Genomic DNA, 17,416 nt, shown 5'->3' with positions numbered 1-17,416 from the left:
TTTACATAAAAATGGCTTCTTTTTCACGCCCAAATCACAAATGTAAAATTTTTGTAAGAATTGCGCACAATGAAAGGCACGGCATCAAAACAATTTTGACAAAAAGATGAGTAACCCAATCATACACGAAACGGCCGCAAACACGCAAACCGCCCCGGCCGCCGCGTCCTTTGCCGCCTTTGCAAGCGGGTGGTTCTCTTTTGTGAAAAGATCGATCGTATGCTCCACAGCCGTATTCATCAGCTCCAAGGCAAGCATTCCGCCGATCAGGATCAAGATGATGGACCATTCGATCAGAGTCAGCCTGAAGAAAAAGCCGCAGACGATCACAAGGATGGCGGCCCCGGAATGAATTCTAAAATTGCGCTCCGACATGAACGTCTTGACTATTCCTGTTAAGGCGTTTGAAAAACTCCATTTCAGACGGCGCCATTCATTTTGTTTATGAGGATCTTGAGAGCCCATATCGATTCAAAATGTCCTTTTGCTTAGTGAACATCTCTTTTTCCTCTTCTTCTGTCATATGGTCATAGCCGAGGAGGTGCAAAAAGCCGTGAACCGTCAGAAAACCCAGCTCCCTCATCAGTGAATGCCCGTATTCTTCGGCCTGTTCCCGTGCTTTATCAGCGCTGATGATGATATCTCCGAGAACGGGCGGCATGTCAGCGCCGATAATTTCAATCTCTCCTTCGCCGTCTTCTTCAAGGGCAAATGAAATGACATCAGTCGGATAATCTTTGCCTCTGTACTCTTTGTTGATTTTTTGGATCTCTTCATTGTTGACGATCGTAACCGAAACTTCGGCGCCGTCTGCGACGCCTTCCTCTGCCGCTGCGAATTGAAGAATTTTCTCAATTTCAGCAAGCTGGTCTTCAGGGACCCGTCCGGTCTCGTCTGTGATATCTAGAATTAAACTCATGTATGTTTCACCTTCTGTTTAGGATTAGCTTCCGGATATTCGATCCGGGAATGAAAAATGCCTTTCAGCGTTTCGCAGAGCGTCTTCGCGATAATATTGAGCTCTTTTAAAGTCAAATCGCATTCGTCAAACTGCCCGTCCTGCAGCTTATCTGATATGATCCCGCGCACCAGCTTTTCAATCCTTTCGGGATTCGGGTTATGCATTGAGCGGACGGCTGCTTCGACACTGTCGGCCACCGAGATGATCGCCGCCTCTTTTGTCTGGGGCTTAGGGCCAGGATAGCGGAACTCTTCTTCAGTCGTCTGATCGCCTTTTTCTTTCGCCTTATAGTAAAAAAACTTGAGCAGCGATGTGCCGTGATGCTGTTCGGCGATGTCGACAAGCTCCTTCGGCATTTTATGATCCCTCAGCATATCGGCGCCGTCTGTCGCATGGGCAATGATGATGTTTTTGCTCAGCTGCGGAGAAAGCTTGTCATGCGGATTATCAATATTCATTTGGTTTTCTATAAAGTATTGGGGCCGCTTTGTCTTGCCGATATCATGGTAATAGGCTCCGACTCTTGCCAAAAGCCCGTTTGCTCCGACAGCTTCACATGCCGCCTCCGATAAGTTCGCGACCATAACGCTGTGATGGTATGTGCCGGGTGTTTCCGTCAGAATTTTGCGGAGCAGCGGATGATTCGGGTTTGAAAGCTCGAGAAGCTTCATCGTGGACAGAATCCCAAAGCCGCTTTCAAAAAACGGCATGAGCCCGAGAACAAGAACTGACGATCCGATGCCGGACACCGCTCCCATGACAAGGTATGTCCCCATCTCAAGTCCGGTTTGCGCCGTGTTTTGAATCAGCTGCAGGGTAAACAGGACGACGATGTTGATCAGGGAGACAAACAAACCGGCCTGGAGGATTTTCGCCCTCGCATTATGCTTCCCTAAAAACAGTATACCTGCCATCGAGCTGATCAAGAAATACGTTCCGATTCCATAGTTAAACGTGCCTGTCACACCCTGGTTAAACATCATGCTTCCGCAAATGGAAAGGATCATGCTCGACAGGATCGCCAGCCTTTCATTGATCAGCAGTTTAATGAGCATCACGCCCATCGCAATCGGCACGAGATAGCCGATATGGCCGATTTCAAGCTGCTGAAACAGGCTGATCACTTCCATGACGATTAAAACGATCGCTGTAATCAATGAAAACAGCATGAGCGACTTATTTTTCGGAATCCGGCTGCTGTACTGCTTTTCGAAATAGTAAACCAAAGCTGAGATGAAAAGCGCGATTAAAAGCAGCAGTCCGCCGACAGGCTTGAAGATGTTGGCTCCGCTTAAAAGTCCTGTCAGTTCAAGCTTTCGATAGACTTCCCTGTCGATCAGCTGATTTTCCTCAACAAGTATCTGCCCCTGCTTGATCTGCACCTGCTGCACGCTGTCAGCCGCTTCCTGACGCTTCTGCTCCGTCTTGTCAGGATCGTATACATAGTTGGGAATGATTGCAAAGCGTCCGATTTCATCGGCGGCGTTTTTTAATTTTGAAGGTATCGAATTACCCTTCAGCTCTTTCGTTACATGCTCTTTCGCTTCATCAAGCTTTCCGGCGCGGATTTCTTTGCTCATCACGTCATTGACGGCGGTGATGACCGAATCCTGTGTCATGGAAAGCTCTCCGTCGCTGGCCTTCAGCAGGTGTTTGATTGAATCCTGCGACAGCGAGTCCGTCACATCTGAAGTCAGCTTTTCTTCGACAGATTTGATCTGGTCTTTTTCAGATGGGGCCTGCTTGTCTTTTTTCTCTTGTTCTGCGCTTTCTTTTTTCACTTCTTTAATGATGTCGAAAATTGATGAGACAAGGTCGACCCTGTTGTCAGAGTACTCTTTTTTCAAGGTGTACTGGTCGGGAACTTCCTCTCTCGCTTCCTGCTTTTTATTAGCCGTTGCCTTTTGATCTTCGACTGTTGCCGGCGCATAGATCGTATTCTCGCTGATCGAAAATAAATCGAGGTCGAGGGACTCGGGCCTCACATGGAAAAACAGCAGGATGAACATTAGCGCGGATAAAGCCGCATAAAGAATGACGGGGAGGAAGCGGCCGTTTTCCAAGCGGATGGGCCGAAACTTTCCGTCTCTTTTTTTCTTTTTCAACAAAAGCACCTCTTTTCCCGCGGGAAACTAAAAAATGACCCGATAACGGGCGATCGGGCCATTCGGAATTATTTTGACTTTTCGTATGCTTCAATAATACGGGCGACAAGCGGATGTCTGACCACGTCCGTCTGATCCAGTTCAACAATTGAAATGCCTTCGATATCAAGGAGCATCTTTTTTGCAACGGCAAGCCCCGATGTGACGCCCTTCGGCAAATCGATTTGCGTAATGTCGCCTGTAATGACCATTTTAGAACCAAAACCCAATCTCGTCAAAAACATTTTCATTTGTGCCGGTGTCGTATTCTGCGCTTCATCCAAAATCACAAATGCGTCGTCGAGCGTCCGCCCCCTCATGTAAGCAAGCGGCGCGATTTCGATCGTTCCTCTTTCAAGCAGCCGTGCCGTATGATCCGTTCCGAGCACATCATGGAGCGCGTCATATAGCGGTCTTAAATAAGGGTCGACTTTCTCCTTTAAATCCCCCGGCAAAAACCCGAGGCTTTCCCCTGCTTCAACAGCTGGTCTTGTCAAAATGATTTTTTTGATGCGTCCGTTTTTCAGTTCATGAACGGCCTTTACGACAGCCAAATAGGTTTTCCCCGTTCCTGCAGGGCCGATGCCGAAGATTAAGTCGTGCCTTTTCATGGCGGCGATATATTCTCTTTGACCGATGGTTTTGACTCTGATCGGTTTTCCTTTGGCGTTTTTCGTAATTTCCTCTTCATACATGCTTTCAAAAAACTCAAGCTTCTGCTTTTTCGCCATCTTGATCGCATACAAGACATCGCGTTCTGATATCTCGATTCCTTTGCGGATGAGATTCAAGAGGGATGCAAGCAGGCTGTCCACGATTTCAAACGTTTCTTCGTCTCCGGTCACATAGACGGTTTCACCGCGCGTGACAATCGAAATGTTCAGCTCTTCCTCCATTAACTTCAAATGGGAATCCTGGTTCCCAAACAGCGCTTGAGCCTCGTTCGGACTTTCCAGTTGCTGATGAATCGCAAGTAAGTGTTCTGTCATTCTTTAGTCTCCTGAACAATTGGTGTTGTTTGAACAATGTCTTCAATAACCTGGTAAAGGATGATCAATTTAACTTTACCATTCTCACTCGTTTCGTGCAAAACTTTTTCACTAATAATGTTCCCGTCGCTCCCGATTTTTTTCCTGATGTCTCTTTTTCCCATTTCGATCCCTTCAAGGACCGCTTCTTTTTTCGAGTACACCCTTTTGATTTGTTCGCTCTCTCTCGTATGTTCCTTTTCATACGCGACAGGAAGCGTAAAATTCATTAAATGCAGCGAGTGTTTTTCGGTTTCTGTCTTCGGACGCGAGAACTCTTCTTTTTTAAAAGAAAAGCCCCAGACAGGCACAGAAAAAGAACCGAAGGATAGCTTGTGACTTGTCCTTACTTTACCCGTAAAAACGTCAAATGATGTCTCAAGAGGAACCGTTACCTTTGACTTGTACCAGGTTTCACCGTAGATTTTCCCTTTGGCTCCGACTTTTTGCTTTTCCTCTTCGCTCCCGATCAGTCCGGAAACAAGCATTTGCCCTTTTTCAACGTGCTGATTCACGGTGACTAGCGGCTCGCCTTTTTCCACGAACATTTTCGAGATGGTCGCCCCTTTTTTAGCGACGATGTGCCTCGGACCAATATATTTTTCTTTGTCAGGTTCATTTTTTTCAACCACTTTCATGTGAAGGGCCGTGCCGTTTAATTCAATGCCCACCCAGGTGATGTTTTCGACGCGCTTTGTAAGCGCCTGCTGAATTTTTTCCGGGGTCAGCATCGTAAACTGAAGGCGCCCTTTTTTGACGCCAATTTGATTCAAGTGCTGTCTGATTTGATGTTCTGTCTCCGGATTGGCTCCTGTTATGTCAATTTTCCAGAGCATATTGGACAATAAAAACATGATGATAAAAAAAGCAGCAATTCCAATAGTGAAGCCGCTATTCCGTTTAGACTTCTGCACAAGGAAAGGGAAACCTTTTCGTCTGACGAAGCGGCACTTGCAGTCAAAATCCCTTATGACCCTCCGGAAGGCATGTACATCAGAAAGCGGAATATAAAGAAAGACAGCGTCTTTCTTTTTCTTAACATTAAACATCGGGATGCTGCGCCTGGTGCATTCATTTAATAATCGCTCGATCCCCTTTCCAGTTATCTCAAGCTGGATCTTTCCTGAAAAAAAAGAAAGCCATTTATTCTTCACGATTCTTTCCCCCCGACTTATGAATCGATATAGCGTACGAGCTCAATCGTGCCTTCAAGTAGAATTTCCTCAGGCAAAATCGTTTTGATGACAAAGTTTTTGCCTTGAATGATGCACTGCCCCTGTTTGAGCATCAGCCTTACTTCCGTATCGCTGAAAAGCAAAAGCCCTCTGTGGTTTTCAATATATATGTGAAGTCTTCCTATCATCGTGATCCTCGGAAGATCCATCATGACATCAGGGGGAATTTCCAATGTTCTTGTCAGCCACGCTTTGATGCGGTTTTTTCTTTGCGCCATAAAAAAAGAACCCCCTTTCATCTCATATGTATGAGTGATATGGGGGTTCTAATACTTAAATTTTAGGCCGGCGCCTCATTGTGTAATGCGGCTTTCTCGACCGCGGAGGGCCGAATACTTCGCTGAGTACAACGCCTTGGACAATCGTGTTTTTATTCATATCGAGCAGCTCTTGTTTCCGGTTGACCACCCGGCTGCTCTGCTTTTTAATGGCCCGTTCAACGGCCGGCATGGACCGCTCGGCATCCGCTTGTATTCTGCGGAGTTCTGCGGCCATATCTTCGCTTTTTGCAGCAGCCGCTGCTGCTGCAGGCCGTTGTTGTTTGTTTTCTGCCGGCTGGCGCTGTGCCGTCTGCTTCGGCGTCGTCTGCGTTTTCGGCCGTTCAGGCACCGGTTTTCGCTTGGTTTCTTCATTTTCATCATTTTTTCCGAGCTTGTTGAATATGAAGGAGATGGCTGCGATGATGGCCGCCATGATAATCGGATTGTCGAACAGGATATCAAGCAATGAGCTCCCTCCTTTTTACAGGGGCTTGTTTATTTATGATCCTCTTCATTTTGGTCTTTCGTCATCTTTCCGAAAGAATCGCGCATGTCTGTGTCGGCGTCGATGTTTTTCATATTGAGGTAGTCCATGACTCCGATCTTTCCGCTGCGGAGAGCTTCAGACATCGCAAGCGGCACTTCGGCTTCTGCCTCGACGACTTTAGCACGCATTTCTTCGACGCGGGCGCGCATTTCCTGTTCTTGCGCAACCGCCATGGCGCGGCGTTCTTCTGCTTTCGCCTGGGCGATGTTTTTATCGGCTTCAGCCTGGTCGGTCTGCAGAATCGCTCCGATGTTTTTGCCGATGTCAACGTCAGCAATATCGATCGATAGAATTTCAAACGCTGTGCCTGAATCCAATCCTTTGCTCAAGACGGTTTGTGAAATCATATCCGGGTTCTCAAGCACTTTTTTATGATTATCGGAGGAACCGATTGTCGAAACGATCCCTTCGCCGACACGGGCAATGATTGTTTCTTCTCCCGCTCCCCCGACAAGGCGGTCGATGTTTGCGCGAACCGTGATTCTCGCTTTTGCTTTCACTTCGATACCATCCATTGCTACACCGGCAATAAACGGCGTTTCGATGACTTTCGGATTAACGCTCATTTGAACGGCTTCAAGCACGTCACGGCCCGCTAAATCGATGGCCGCACATCTGGCGAATGTGAGTTCAATGTTTGCACGCTGGGCAGCGATAAGCGCGTTGACAACCCGGTCAACATTCCCCCCTGCAAGATAGTGGCTTTCAAGCTGATTGATAGTAACATCAAGTCCCGCTTTATGCGCTTTGATCAGCGGGTTCACCACGCGGTTTGGAATGACGCGGCGGAGCCTCATTCCGATCAGTGTGAAAATGCTGATTTTAACACCAGCGGCCAAAGCCGAGATCCACAGCATGACCGGGACGAATGTAAAGAAGACAGCTAGTAAGATGATTCCGGCTGCTATAATAAGCAAAAGAAACAGTGTTGACGGATCCATAATATTCCTCCTAATAATATAATTTATAATTCTCTCACAACAATGCGTGAGCCTTCCACTTTAACCACTTTCACTTTCTTGTCCTTCGCGGTGAACGAGCCTTCAGATACGACATCAAGCCGTTCATCGCCGATGATGACCGTTCCGGACGGTCTGAGCGGTGTAAACGTGACGCCGGTTTTACCAATTAAATCGCGCCGGCTTTCATTTGACACATATCCGCTTTCCGTGCTTGTCGAGTCGGTTAAGATCAATTTTTTAAAAAATTTCATACGCTTCCCCAACACCCTTGTTAATAGAATGGATGCCGCTATAGAAACAGCAGTTGCAATCAAAATGGAGACGGCCATGACCTTAAAGCTTCCCGATGCTAAAAAGAGGCTCGCAACAATCGCGATCAGGCCGGCAATCCCTGCTATTCCGCCCGGCAAAAAAATCTCTAAAATGATTAAAATAATGCCTGCTGCAAACAGAAGGATCGTTTCCATTCCGGCAAGCCCGGCGACGAGATGACCGTAGAAAAAGAGCAGCAGCGCAGAGAGTCCCATAAAGCCGGGGATCCCAAAACCAGGCGAATAAAGCTCGACAATCAGCCCGAGACTTCCGATTGAAAGGAGAATCGGAATCACGACCGGATGCGTGATGAACCGGGCCACCTTTTCGGCGAAGCTCACCTCGGAACGCTCGATTTTGGCATCCTTCAAGTTCAGCTTTTTCAAAAGATCATCAAGGCTCGAAACTGTGCCTTCGGAATAGCCGACTTCCAGCGCTTTGTCAGGGCTTAATGTGAGCAGCTCGCCCTTCGGCGCCCCAACTTCTTTAGCATCGACATCCGCATCGGCCATCGCGAGAGCGTATTTCGGATCACGTCCGTTTTTTTTGGCTGCGTCTTCCATTTCAGCGAGCCACAGAGATTCCGACTTTTTATCAGCGGCATTTCCCTGCGTGTCAATGATCGCGGCAGCTCCCATTTTCCCGCCGGGCGCCATATAAATATCGTCTGCATTCAAGGCGAGGTAAGCGCCTGCGGACAGAGCCCTTCTATTCACATAAGCGGTCACCGGAATGTCGGAGTTATGTATCGTATCAGCCATGTCAAGGACTGCGTCGACCGCTCCGCCGGGGGTATTGATATCGAGTATGATATGTTTGGCATTCATATCTTCCGCTTCTTGAAAAGAACGCTCAAGAAATTTTGAAAGCCCTTTTTCAACCGTTTCTTCGATCGGAATGACATACACTGTATCTCCATCCGCTTTCACGGTCAAATGAACGCCTAGTAATAAGAATAAAACAAAACCGCTGGCCAGAGCAACAAAAATTCTAAATTTTTTCAGCAGCAACGATGTCTGAGACCTCCTTCCCCTATTATCATTAACATTACATACGTTATAAATGTAGCAAAGGTTTCATCTTTCTACTACTTTTCTATTGTATGAACACGCACAAAAAAAGACGCCTTTAATTGCTTAAAGGCGTCTTTTTCTTAAGACAGTTGTTTGCTGACAAGCTTATTGACGAGACCGCCGTCCGCCTTGCCTTTGACTTTCGGCATGATAGCGCTCATCACTTTGCCCATATCCGCTTTTGAAGAGGCGCCGACTTCGGCGATCGTCTCATTGACGATGCCGAGCAGCTCTTCTTCCGTCAGCTGTTCAGGCATATAAGCTTCCAGAATGTCTAACTCTTTTTGAACTTTATCTACTAAATCTGAACGATTAGCGTTTGAAAATTCATGGAGGGAGTCTTTACGCTGTTTTAATTCACGAGAAAGAACAGTCAGTTCTTCATCATCGGTCAGCCTGTCTTTCTTAAGCTTGATTGCTTCGTTTTGAAGCGAAGCTTTGACCATGCGAATGACAGTCAGTTTGTCTTTCTCACGGTTTTTCATATAGAGCTTCATATCTTGATTCAGCCGCTCAAGAAGACTCATAAATCCACCCTCTTTTAGTATTTGCGCTTTCTTGCAGCTTCAGACTTTTTCTTGCGTCTTACGCTAGGTTTTTCATAAAATTCACGCTTTCTTGCTTCCTGCAAAGTACCTGTCTTTGATACACTGCGTTTGAAGCGACGAAGAGCATCTTCAAGCGATTCGTTTTTTCTAACGACCGTTTTTGACATTCTCTTTCCCTCCCTCCGAATACACCAATCGACTGCTTTAAAAAAAGACATACATATAAACATGTACTTTGACATTATAATATAAGCCTCCGGTAAGGTCAACCAAGGAGAATCGTTTTATTGTTCAGTCATGATTTCGGCAGCTTGTCTGTATATATTTATAAAGGAGGCTGTTCGAAAAACTGATGATAATCTTGATCTTATTCATATTATTGATCGTTCTTTTTCTCAAAGGCATGAGCATGCTGAGAAAAGGTTTGATTTCACTGACATTTGAAAAAATCGAAAAGCGGCTGCTGTTTTTCACGGATCATCCGGTGAAAGCCTTTTTGGTCAGCATTGTATTTACGGGGGTTTTGCAAAGCAGCTCGGCATTTATGGTGATCGTCATTGGCTTTGTCTCGGTAGGCGCCCTTTCATTTAAACGTTCGATTCCGCTCATTTTGGGAACAAACATCGGGTCCACCTTCACAACGGAATTTTTGGCGGTGAAGCTGGAATTTTTGATTTTTGCCCTCTTTGCCGCAGGTGCGGTTCTTTTCATGGCCGGAAAATCCCCTTTTCGGCAAGTGGGCGTAAGCATGATCGGCTTGGGTGTTATTTTTTTCTGTATCAGCGGCTTTAGCCGGCTTGCCGTGCCGTTGTCACAGCTAGACTCGGGCGCTTATATTGTGCAGCTTGCTGAAAATTCACCGCTTTACGCCTTAATCATCGGCACGGTGTTGACCGCGATGATTCATTCCAGTTCGGCGTGTGTCGGCATCCTGATGAGCTTTATGGATCAAGGTGTCGTCGGTTTGACCGAAGCGATGAGCGTTGTTCTCGGCTCCAATATCGGGACATGCATCACAGCCGTGATGGCGTCCTTCAAAGGCGGAGCTGCGGCCAGGCAAACGGCTTATGCCCATGTGCTGTTTAATGTCATCGGTGTAGCAGCTGTATACCCCCTGCTTTCATCAATAACAGGCTTTATCTCCGGACTGTCTGAAAGCCCCGCTCAGCAGATTGCCCATTTCAGCCTGCTCTTCAACGTCGTCACATCCCTATTGTTTCTGCCGCTCTCAAATCTGTTCCATTCGCTGATCATGTTTCTCATTCCAAACAAAAACCAGGCCCGGTAAACGCCTGGTTTTTGTTGATTAGTAGTCTTCATCCGCTGTTAAGCCTTTGACAATCGACACGCCTGCGCTTGCTCCGATTCTCGTCGCTCCGGCTTCAACCATGGCAAGGGCGCTTTCCTTATCGCGGACGCCACCTGAAGCTTTAACGCCGATATCAGGTCCGACAGCTTCCCGCATCAGTTTTATATCCTGAACTGTCGCACCGCCGCCGGAAAAACCGGTCGATGTTTTGACAAAGTCGGCGCCTGCTTTGACGGCCAGTCCACAAGCGAGCCTTTTTTCTTCATCCGTCAACAGTGACGTCTCTATGATGACTTTTACGAGAGCTTTGCCAACGGCCGCGTCTGTCACCGCTCTGATGTCATACTCCACGGTCCCGGTATCGCGGTCTTTTAATGCACCGATGTTGATCACCATATCAACTTCACCGGCCCCGTCTGCAATCGCCTGCCTGGTTTCAAAAGCTTTTGTTTCCGGAGACGCTGCACCTAAAGGAAAGCCGATAACCGTGCACACTTTCACTTCTGAATCTTTAAGAAGCTCGGCGCACAGCTTTACCCAGCAAGGGTTGACGCAAACGGAAGCAAAATCGTATACACGTGCTTCTTTGCAAAGCGCTTCGATTTCGGATGTGACAGCATCAGGCTTCAATAGCGTGTGATCGATCATTCGCGCAATTTGTTTTGTCATCGTCCCGACTCCTTTTCAAGTGGTTGTCTTTTATGATATTCGCAAAAAAAGCCGGAACACCTTTTTCGTGAACCGGCTAAATTGATCATTTATGACGATAAGCGGATGTTTTCATGGACGTCGTCTTCGGCGACGCGGACGAACTGGCCTTTATTGTACGGATAGCCGGCTTTTAAGATCTTCACTTTAACAAGCTGGCCGATCAGGTCTTCGGAACCTTCGAAAACGACCTTCATATAGTTGTCCGTGTAGCCGACAAGCAGATTGTCTTCGCCCGTTTCCGTGAACGGCTCTTCCGGAATGATTTCCAGAACATCGCCTTCATAATCTGATGCGTATTCTTTCGCAAGCTGATCTGAAAGAGCGATCAGTTTGTGAACTCTTTCGTTTTTCACGTTCTCGTCAACCTGGCCGTCCATGCGTGCTGCTGGAGTTCCGGTCCGTTTGCTGTACGGGAAGACGTGGAGCTCGGAAAACTTGTGTTCTTTAATAAAGTTGTACGTCTCCATGAATTCTTCTTCCGTTTCCCCCGGGAAGCCGACGATCACATCAGAAGTGACTGCGAGCCCCGGAAGAGCTTTTTTGAGTTTCGTCAGCCTGTCAGCGAAAAACTCCATCGTATACTTTCTTCTCATCCGTTTTAAAACGCTGTTTGAGCCGGATTGAAGCGGAATGTGAAGGTGTCTGACGATCTTGTCTGAGCGGTCAAGCACTTCGATCACTTCGTCTGTAATTTGGCTCGCTTCGATTGAAGAGATACGGATTCGTTTCAGACCTTTCACACGGCTGTCCAGTTCTTTCAACAGCTGTGCAAAGTTGTAGTCTTTCATATCTTCTCCATAACCGCCGGTGTGAATACCGGTTAAAACGATTTCTTTATAGCCGGCATCAACGAGCTGCTGCGCCTGGCGGATGACTTCCTCAGGGTCGCGGGAACGAAGCAGGCCGCGCGCCCACGGAATGATGCAGAATGTGCAGAAATTGTTGCAGCCTTCTTGAATTTTCAATGAAGCACGCGTTCTGTCGGTAAATGCAGGAACATCAAGCTCCTCAAACACTCTTGCTTTCATAATATTGCTGACGCCGTTAATCGGCTGTCTTTCTTCCTGGTACTGCTGAATATAGCCAAGCATTTTTTCGCGGTCCTGCGTACCGACGACGATATCAACGCCCGGGATCGCCATGATTTCCGCCGGGGAAGTCTGGGCGTAGCACCCTGTCACACAAATGACGGCGTCAGGATTTTGGCGGATCGCCCGTCTGATCACCTGGCGGCTTTTTTTATCACCTGTATTTGTGACGGTGCATGTATTAATGACGTATACGTCCGCCGAACTTTCGAATTCTTTTCTTTCGTAGCCGGCTTCTTTGAAAAGCTGCCAAATTGCTTCTGTTTCATAATGGTTGACCTTGCAGCCAAGTGTATGAAATGCAACGGTTGCCATTGTTATTCACCTCTTAGTAACTCTGTATGATAAGAAACTGCCGCCAACGCGTACAGCGGAGCTGTTTCCGCCCTTAAGATCCGCGGACCGAGCCCGCAGGCGAGGGCTCCTTTTTCTTTAAGCGCCTCAATTTCATCTTCTGAAAATCCGCCTTCAGGACCAAACACCATGAGCACGGATGATCCTTCCGGCAGGCTTTTGAGCACGGATTGAAACCGGCTTGTCTCGCCTTGCTTTGATGACTCTTCGTATGCAACGACACATTTATCGAAGTCCTCAAGGCTCTCAAGCAAACGTTGAAACGTGTGAACCGGCGCCACATCGGGAATCGTGTTTCTGTGGGACTGTTCTGCGGCTTCCTTGGCGATTTTCGCCCACCTTTCCCGCTTTTTCTTTGCCTTTTTTTCATCAAGTTTAACAACGGAGCGTGATGCCTGAAAAGGAATAAACGAGCTTGCACCGAGCTCTGTCCCTTTTTGAATGATCCATTCCAGCTTATCTCCTTTTGGAAGGCCGTTTGCAATATGGATCTGGACGGGCAGTTCGCGTGTTTTCCCCGTCCATTCGATTACGCTCAATAAAACCTCTTCTTTTGTGACGGACTCGATCCGGCATTTCGCTTCATGGCCGTCTTTTGCACAGCAAATGACCTCGTCTCCGGGAGACATCCTCATCACGGTCGCAATGTGATGAACGTCTTCGCCTTTGATCGAGAACACAGGTGCGGCCGTGACCTCTTGTTTTGATTGTTCGATAAAATATCGTTGCATACGCTTGTCACACCTACTAACGATTATTTTTTAGCGATGATGCTGACCCAGTCCTCCATTGAAAGAACCTCGACGATCGTAAAGCCTTCTTTCACCAGTGCATCTTTGACTTCCTGTTTTTTCTGCTGAATGATTCCCGAAGTAATGAAATAACCGCCGTCTTTCAACAGGCTGTATGCCTGATCCGTAAAGCGCAAGATGACCTCGGCCAGAATGTTGGCGACGATGACGTCTTTTTCCCCTTCGACGCCGTCAAGCAGATTATTTTGCTTGATCTCGATATGATCGCTGACTTTATTGAGCTTGGAGTTCAAGCGGGCGCTTTCCACGGCTACAGGATCGAGATCATATCCTTCAACCTGTTTGGCGCGAAGCATGGCTGATGCAATGCTCAAAATGCCTGTTCCCGTTCCGACATCCACGACCGAATCCCCTTCTTTCACATACCTTTCGAGCGCCTGTATGCAAAGTACGGTTGTCGGGTGTGTGCCTGTTCCGAACGCCATTCCCGGGTCCATCTCGATGATGAGCTCATCCGTATGAACCGGTGTGTACTCTTCCCATGTCGGAACAATCGTAAACTTCTCGGAAATTTTTACGGGATGATAATATTTTTTCCATGCTGTCGCCCATTCTTCTTCGTTAACCTCGCTGATGGTGATTTTGTTCCGTCCGAGGTCAATATCATACAGCAGCAGATTATTGATGGTTTCCTTGATTCCTTCTACGGTCTCTCCCAAAAAGCTGTTGATCGGGAGATACGCTTTAATGATGACTCCTTCATCAGGGTAATCATTGGGGTCGAGCTGGTAGATTTCTCCGTATACATTCTCACGCTCTTTAATTAAATCAAGCGGATCTTCAATTACGACTCCACTCGCACCAGCTTCATGCAAAATATTCGAGATGGGCTCAACCGCTTCATGTGTCGTGTGAATGCAGATTTCGGACCATTTCATACTACCAACTCCTCATCCAATCATTAATCGCCTTTAAAGGCGCGCTTTACTTTATCGAAAAAACTCATTTCCTGTTCATCCGGCATATTTCCGCTCACTTCTGCAAATTCGCGGAGAATATTTTTCTGGTTTTCTGTTAAATTCGTCGGTGTCACGACGCGGACGACGATGTGCTGATCGCCTTGACCGTACCCGCGTACGTTGGCAACGCCTTTTCCTTTTAAACGGAACTTGGTGCCTGTCTGCGTGCCCGCCGGCACTTTTAATTTTACTTTACCGTGAAGAGTAGGCACTTCGATTTCGTCCCCGAGCGCAGCCTGTGCAAATGTCAGCGGCATTTCGCAGTAAATATCGTCGCCATCGCGCTCGAAAAATTCGTGTTCTTGGACGCGGAAAACGACGAATAAGTCACCTGACGGACCGCCGTTGATCCCCGGTTCACCCTGTCCGGATACTCGAAGCTGCTGGCCGTCATCCACACCCGCCGGGATGGTGACATTGATTTTCTTGCGTTTTTTCACTTTTCCTGTACCGCCGCAAGTTGAACATTTGTGCTTAATTTGCTTACCCGTTCCATTACAGTAATGACATACTCTTCTGTTGACAACTTTTCCGAACGGAGTCGACTGCTCCATGTTCAGCTGGCCAGAGCCGCCGCAGTGTGAACAGGTTTCCGGCTTTGTTCCCGGTTTCGCGCCTGAGCCGCTGCATGTTTCACATGTTTCTTCACGCGGAATTTCGATCGTCGTCTCTTTTCCGAAGGCCGCTTCTTCAAATGACAGTGTCATCGTATACTGCAGATCGGCGCCCTGCCTCGGGGCATTCGGGTCTCTCCGCCTTGCGCCGCCTCCGAAAATGCTTGAGAAAATATCGTCAAACCCAAAGCCGCCGAAGTCGCCGCCGCCGAAACCTCCGCCGCCGAATCCCTGATTTGGATCGGTGTGGCCAAACTGGTCGTAATGGGCCCGTTTTTGGTCATCAGAAAGTGTTTCATAGGCTTCTTTGACTTCTTTGAATTTTTCATCCGCTCCGGCTTCTTTGTTGATGTCCGGGTGATATTTTTTAGAAAGCTTGCGGTAAGCTTTTTTAATCTCATCTTTAGAAGCGCTCTTACCTACCCCAAGCACCTCATAGTAATCACGCTTACTCATCTCTTCACACTCCCGATTTTCTCACATAAATTAGATTGTATCATTTCAAATTATGTTTTTTCAATTCCTTTTGTCCTTTAGGAAGAAAAAAGTCAAAGTCAAGAGATCCTGACTTTGACTTTCATCGCCTGTAAGGTCATGTGCTGTGCAAACCGGGGTAAGCACAGCACATTTTATTTCAATTATTTTTGTTCTTTGTCGTCGTTTACTTCTTCATATTCAGCGTCAACGACATTGTCGTCGGCTTTTTTAGCGCCGGCGCCGCCGTCTTGCTGAGCCTGAGCCTGTTTTGCAGCTTCTTCGTAAAGCTTCATTGAAAGCTCTTGGACGATCGCTTGCAGCTCATCTTTTTTCGCCTTGATTTCATCAAGGTCATTTTTCTCGATCGCAGCTTTTAACGCGTCTTTTGCATCATTCGCTTTTTTCACTTGCGCTTCATCGGCTTTGCCTTCAAGATCTTTCAGCGTTTTTTCAGTTGTGAAGACAAGCTGATCCGCTTCGTTGCGAAGCTCGATTTCTTCTTTTTTCTTCTCATCCGCTTCGGCGTTTTCTTCAGCTTCTTTCACCATGCGTTCGATCTCCTCGTCAGAAAGACCTGAAGAAGATTTGATCGTGATGTTTTGCTCTTTGCCGGTACCCAGATCTTTCGCGCTGACGTTGACGATACCGTTCTTATCGATGTCAAATGACACTTCGATTTGCGGTACGCCGCGAGGAGCCGGCGGAATATCTGTAAGCTGGAAGCGTCCGAGCGTTTTGTTGTCGGCAGCCATCGGGCGCTCACCTTGGAGCACGTGGATGTCAACCGCTGTTTGGTTGTCAGCCGCTGTTGAGAACACTTGGGACTTGCTTGTCGGGATTGTCGTGTTGCGGTCAATCAGCTTCGTGAACACGCCGCCCATTGTTTCGATACCAAGTGACAGCGGAGTTACGTCCAGAAGGACAACATCTTTGACATCGCCTGTGATGACGCCGCCTTGAATGGCTGCACCAAGAGCTACGACTTCGTCAGGGTTGACGCCTTTATGCGCTTCTTTTCCAGTTTCTTTTTTGATCGCTTCCTGAACGGCAGGAATACGTGTTGATCCGCCGACAAGAATTACTTTGTCGATTTCGCTTGCAGAAAGCCCCGCATCTTGAAGAGCCTGGCGGACTGGACCCATTGTGCGCTCTACCAAGTGTGAAGACAGCTCTTCAAACTTCGCGCGGGTCAGTGTCAATTCAAGGTGCAGCGGACCTGCGTCACCGGCTGTGATAAACGGCAGCGAAATTTGCGTAGAAGATACGCCGGAAAGGTCTTTTTTCGCTTTCTCAGCCGCATCTTTTAAGCGCTGAAGCGCCATTTTATCTTTAGAAAGATCAATGCCGTTTTCTTTCTTGAATTCTGAGACGAGATGATCGATGATCACTTGGTCAAAGTCGTCTCCTCCAAGGCGGTTGTCACCCGCTGTAGAACGAACTTCGAATACGCCGTCTCCCAATTCAAGGATGGAAACGTCGAATGTACCGCCGCCAAGGTCGTAGACGAGGATCGTCTGATCTTCTTCCGTCTTATCCAGACCGTATGCAAGCGCAGCTGCAGTCGGCTCGTTGATGATCCGCTCAACTTCAAGTCCGGCGATTTTACCGGCATCCTTTGTCGCTTGACGTTCTGCATCATTGAAGTATGCAGGAACTGTGATTACGGCTTTAGATACAGTTTCGCCTAAATAGCTTTCAGCATATGATTTCAAATGCTGAAGGATGATGGCAGACACTTCTTGCGGCGTGTACTTTTTGCCTTCGATTTCAACTGTATAGTCCGTGCCCATGTGGCGCTTGACCGACATGATCGTGTTCGGATTCGTGATGGACTGGCGTTTCGCCACTTCACCCACCTGGCGCTCTCCGTTTTTAAATGCTACAACCGAAGGAGTCGTGCGGGCTCCTTCTGGATTTGGGATGACTTTCGGCTCTCCGCCTTCAAGCACTGCAACGCATGAGTTCGTTGTTCCCAAGTCGATTCCGATTACTTTGCTCATGATTTTTACCTCCTGCTATGTA

18 protein-coding genes are annotated in these 17,416 nt (G+C 47.6%); 1 reads left to right on the top strand and 17 read right to left on the bottom strand.

Annotated features, from left to right (window positions below; all coding sequences use genetic code 11):
* Positions 1–84: 84 nt before the first annotated feature.
* The 11 genes from M1E03_RS08010 to rpsU all read right to left on the bottom strand — a co-directional run bounded on the left by M1E03_RS08010 (position 85) and on the right by rpsU (position 9,237).
* Entirely contained in the window at positions 85–465 is a 381-nt protein-coding gene (locus tag M1E03_RS08010) for a diacylglycerol kinase family protein (protein ID WP_020452243.1), read from the bottom strand.
* The gene (gene ybeY, locus M1E03_RS08005; RefSeq protein ID WP_020452244.1) at positions 443–919 is read right to left on the bottom strand and encodes an rRNA maturation RNase YbeY; all 477 of its coding nucleotides are present in this window, start codon (positions 917–919) and stop codon (positions 443–445) included. The genes M1E03_RS08010 and ybeY overlap by 23 nt, the downstream gene beginning before the upstream one ends.
* Complete coding sequence (locus M1E03_RS08000; protein ID WP_229078648.1) at positions 916–2,970, bottom strand: HD family phosphohydrolase; 2,055 nt, start codon at positions 2,968–2,970, stop codon at positions 916–918. Before M1E03_RS08000 ends, ybeY begins: the two co-directional genes overlap by 4 nt.
* A 164-nt stretch (positions 2,971–3,134) precedes the next feature.
* Complete coding sequence (locus M1E03_RS07995) at positions 3,135–4,094, bottom strand: PhoH family protein (protein WP_017474322.1); 960 nt, start codon at positions 4,092–4,094, stop codon at positions 3,135–3,137.
* Positions 4,091–5,287 (bottom strand): sporulation protein YqfD, encoded by a 1,197-nt coding sequence (gene yqfD, locus M1E03_RS07990; RefSeq protein ID WP_145685673.1) that lies wholly within the window; start codon positions 5,285–5,287, stop codon positions 4,091–4,093. Before yqfD ends, M1E03_RS07995 begins: the two co-directional genes overlap by 4 nt.
* Positions 5,288–5,304: 17 nt before the next feature.
* On the bottom strand, positions 5,305–5,586 hold the full coding sequence (yqfC, locus tag M1E03_RS07985) for a sporulation protein YqfC (protein WP_020452247.1): 282 nt from the start codon (positions 5,584–5,586) through the stop codon (positions 5,305–5,307).
* Positions 5,587–5,641: 55 nt separating this feature from the next.
* Positions 5,642–6,094 (bottom strand): hypothetical protein, encoded by a 453-nt coding sequence (locus M1E03_RS07980; protein ID WP_020452248.1) that lies wholly within the window; start codon positions 6,092–6,094, stop codon positions 5,642–5,644.
* 29 nt (positions 6,095–6,123) lie between these two features.
* The gene (gene floA, locus M1E03_RS07975) at positions 6,124–7,116 is read right to left on the bottom strand and encodes a flotillin-like protein FloA (protein WP_020452249.1); all 993 of its coding nucleotides are present in this window, start codon (positions 7,114–7,116) and stop codon (positions 6,124–6,126) included.
* Between the two features lie 23 nt (positions 7,117–7,139).
* Positions 7,140–8,459 carry an NfeD family protein gene (locus M1E03_RS07970; protein WP_020452250.1) on the bottom strand — a complete coding sequence of 440 codons (1,320 nt, stop codon included), beginning with the start codon at positions 8,457–8,459 and terminating at the stop codon, positions 7,140–7,142.
* A 143-nt stretch (positions 8,460–8,602) separates the two neighbouring features.
* Positions 8,603–9,049, bottom strand: a complete 447-nt coding sequence (locus M1E03_RS07965; protein WP_023855244.1) for a GatB/YqeY domain-containing protein — start codon at positions 9,047–9,049, stop codon at positions 8,603–8,605.
* Between the two features lie 14 nt (positions 9,050–9,063).
* Positions 9,064–9,237 carry a 30S ribosomal protein S21 gene (gene rpsU, locus M1E03_RS07960; RefSeq protein ID WP_003183654.1) on the bottom strand — a complete coding sequence of 58 codons (174 nt, stop codon included), beginning with the start codon at positions 9,235–9,237 and terminating at the stop codon, positions 9,064–9,066.
* Positions 9,238–9,422: 185 nt separating this feature from the next.
* Here rpsU and M1E03_RS07955 point away from each other — a divergent pair, with 185 nt between their 5' ends.
* Entirely contained in the window at positions 9,423–10,358 is a 936-nt protein-coding gene (locus M1E03_RS07955; protein WP_020452253.1) for a Na/Pi symporter, read from the top strand.
* An 18-nt stretch (positions 10,359–10,376) separates the two neighbouring features.
* Here M1E03_RS07955 and deoC read toward each other — a convergent pair whose 3' ends face one another.
* From deoC to dnaK, 6 genes are all read right to left on the bottom strand, one after another.
* Positions 10,377–11,048 carry a deoxyribose-phosphate aldolase gene (gene deoC / locus M1E03_RS07950; protein ID WP_458110740.1) on the bottom strand — a complete coding sequence of 224 codons (672 nt, stop codon included), beginning with the start codon at positions 11,046–11,048 and terminating at the stop codon, positions 10,377–10,379.
* 89 nt (positions 11,049–11,137) lie between these two features.
* Positions 11,138–12,493 (bottom strand): tRNA (N(6)-L-threonylcarbamoyladenosine(37)-C(2))-methylthiotransferase MtaB, encoded by a 1,356-nt coding sequence (gene mtaB / locus M1E03_RS07945; RefSeq protein ID WP_026579280.1) that lies wholly within the window; start codon positions 12,491–12,493, stop codon positions 11,138–11,140.
* Between the two features lie 2 nt (positions 12,494–12,495).
* On the bottom strand, positions 12,496–13,263 hold the full coding sequence (locus M1E03_RS07940) for a 16S rRNA (uracil(1498)-N(3))-methyltransferase (RefSeq protein WP_026579279.1): 768 nt from the start codon (positions 13,261–13,263) through the stop codon (positions 12,496–12,498).
* 23 nt (positions 13,264–13,286) lie between these two features.
* Positions 13,287–14,222 carry a 50S ribosomal protein L11 methyltransferase gene (gene prmA / locus M1E03_RS07935; RefSeq protein ID WP_095291031.1) on the bottom strand — a complete coding sequence of 312 codons (936 nt, stop codon included), beginning with the start codon at positions 14,220–14,222 and terminating at the stop codon, positions 13,287–13,289.
* A gap of 23 nt (positions 14,223–14,245) precedes the next feature.
* Positions 14,246–15,373, bottom strand: a complete 1,128-nt coding sequence (gene dnaJ / locus M1E03_RS07930) for a molecular chaperone DnaJ (protein ID WP_020452258.1) — start codon at positions 15,371–15,373, stop codon at positions 14,246–14,248.
* A 182-nt stretch (positions 15,374–15,555) separates the two neighbouring features.
* Complete coding sequence (gene dnaK, locus M1E03_RS07925) at positions 15,556–17,394, bottom strand: molecular chaperone DnaK (protein WP_020452259.1); 1,839 nt, start codon at positions 17,392–17,394, stop codon at positions 15,556–15,558.
* Positions 17,395–17,416: the final 22 nt, after the last annotated feature.

The organism is Bacillus sp. PK6-013 (assembly GCF_054161445.1).
The sequence above is the reverse complement of the archived record's forward strand: the minus strand, read 5'-3'. Positions and strand labels throughout refer to the sequence as shown.

Excerpts from the sequence above, each read along its gene's own strand:
- M1E03_RS08010 (WP_020452243.1), bottom strand. The coding sequence starts at position 465 with ATGGGCTCTCAAGATCCTCATAAACAAAATGAATGGCGCCGTCTGAAA.
- ybeY (WP_020452244.1), bottom strand. The coding sequence starts at position 919 with ATGAGTTTAATTCTAGATATCACAGACGAGACCGGACGGGTCCCTGAA.
- M1E03_RS08000 (WP_229078648.1), bottom strand. The coding sequence starts at position 2,970 with ATGTTCATCCTGCTGTTTTTCCATGTGAGGCCCGAGTCCCTCGACCTC.
- M1E03_RS07995 (WP_017474322.1), bottom strand. The coding sequence starts at position 4,094 with ATGACAGAACACTTACTTGCGATTCATCAGCAACTGGAAAGTCCGAAC.
- yqfC (WP_020452247.1), bottom strand. The coding sequence starts at position 5,586 with ATGGCGCAAAGAAAAAACCGCATCAAAGCGTGGCTGACAAGAACATTG.
- floA (WP_020452249.1), bottom strand. The coding sequence starts at position 7,116 with ATGGATCCGTCAACACTGTTTCTTTTGCTTATTATAGCAGCCGGAATC.
- M1E03_RS07965 (WP_023855244.1), bottom strand. The coding sequence starts at position 9,049 with ATGAGTCTTCTTGAGCGGCTGAATCAAGATATGAAGCTCTATATGAAA.
- rpsU (WP_003183654.1), bottom strand. The coding sequence starts at position 9,237 with ATGTCAAAAACGGTCGTTAGAAAAAACGAATCGCTTGAAGATGCTCTT.
- M1E03_RS07955 (WP_020452253.1), top strand. The coding sequence starts at position 9,423 with ATGATAATCTTGATCTTATTCATATTATTGATCGTTCTTTTTCTCAAA.
- deoC (WP_458110740.1), bottom strand. The coding sequence starts at position 11,048 with ATGACAAAACAAATTGCGCGAATGATCGATCACACGCTATTGAAGCCT.
- mtaB (WP_026579280.1), bottom strand. The coding sequence starts at position 12,493 with ATGGCAACCGTTGCATTTCATACACTTGGCTGCAAGGTCAACCATTAT.
- M1E03_RS07940 (WP_026579279.1), bottom strand. The coding sequence starts at position 13,263 with ATGCAACGATATTTTATCGAACAATCAAAACAAGAGGTCACGGCCGCA.
- prmA (WP_095291031.1), bottom strand. The coding sequence starts at position 14,222 with ATGAAATGGTCCGAAATCTGCATTCACACGACACATGAAGCGGTTGAG.
- dnaJ (WP_020452258.1), bottom strand. The coding sequence starts at position 15,373 with ATGAGTAAGCGTGATTACTATGAGGTGCTTGGGGTAGGTAAGAGCGCT.
- dnaK (WP_020452259.1), bottom strand. The coding sequence starts at position 17,394 with ATGAGCAAAGTAATCGGAATCGACTTGGGAACAACGAACTCATGCGTT.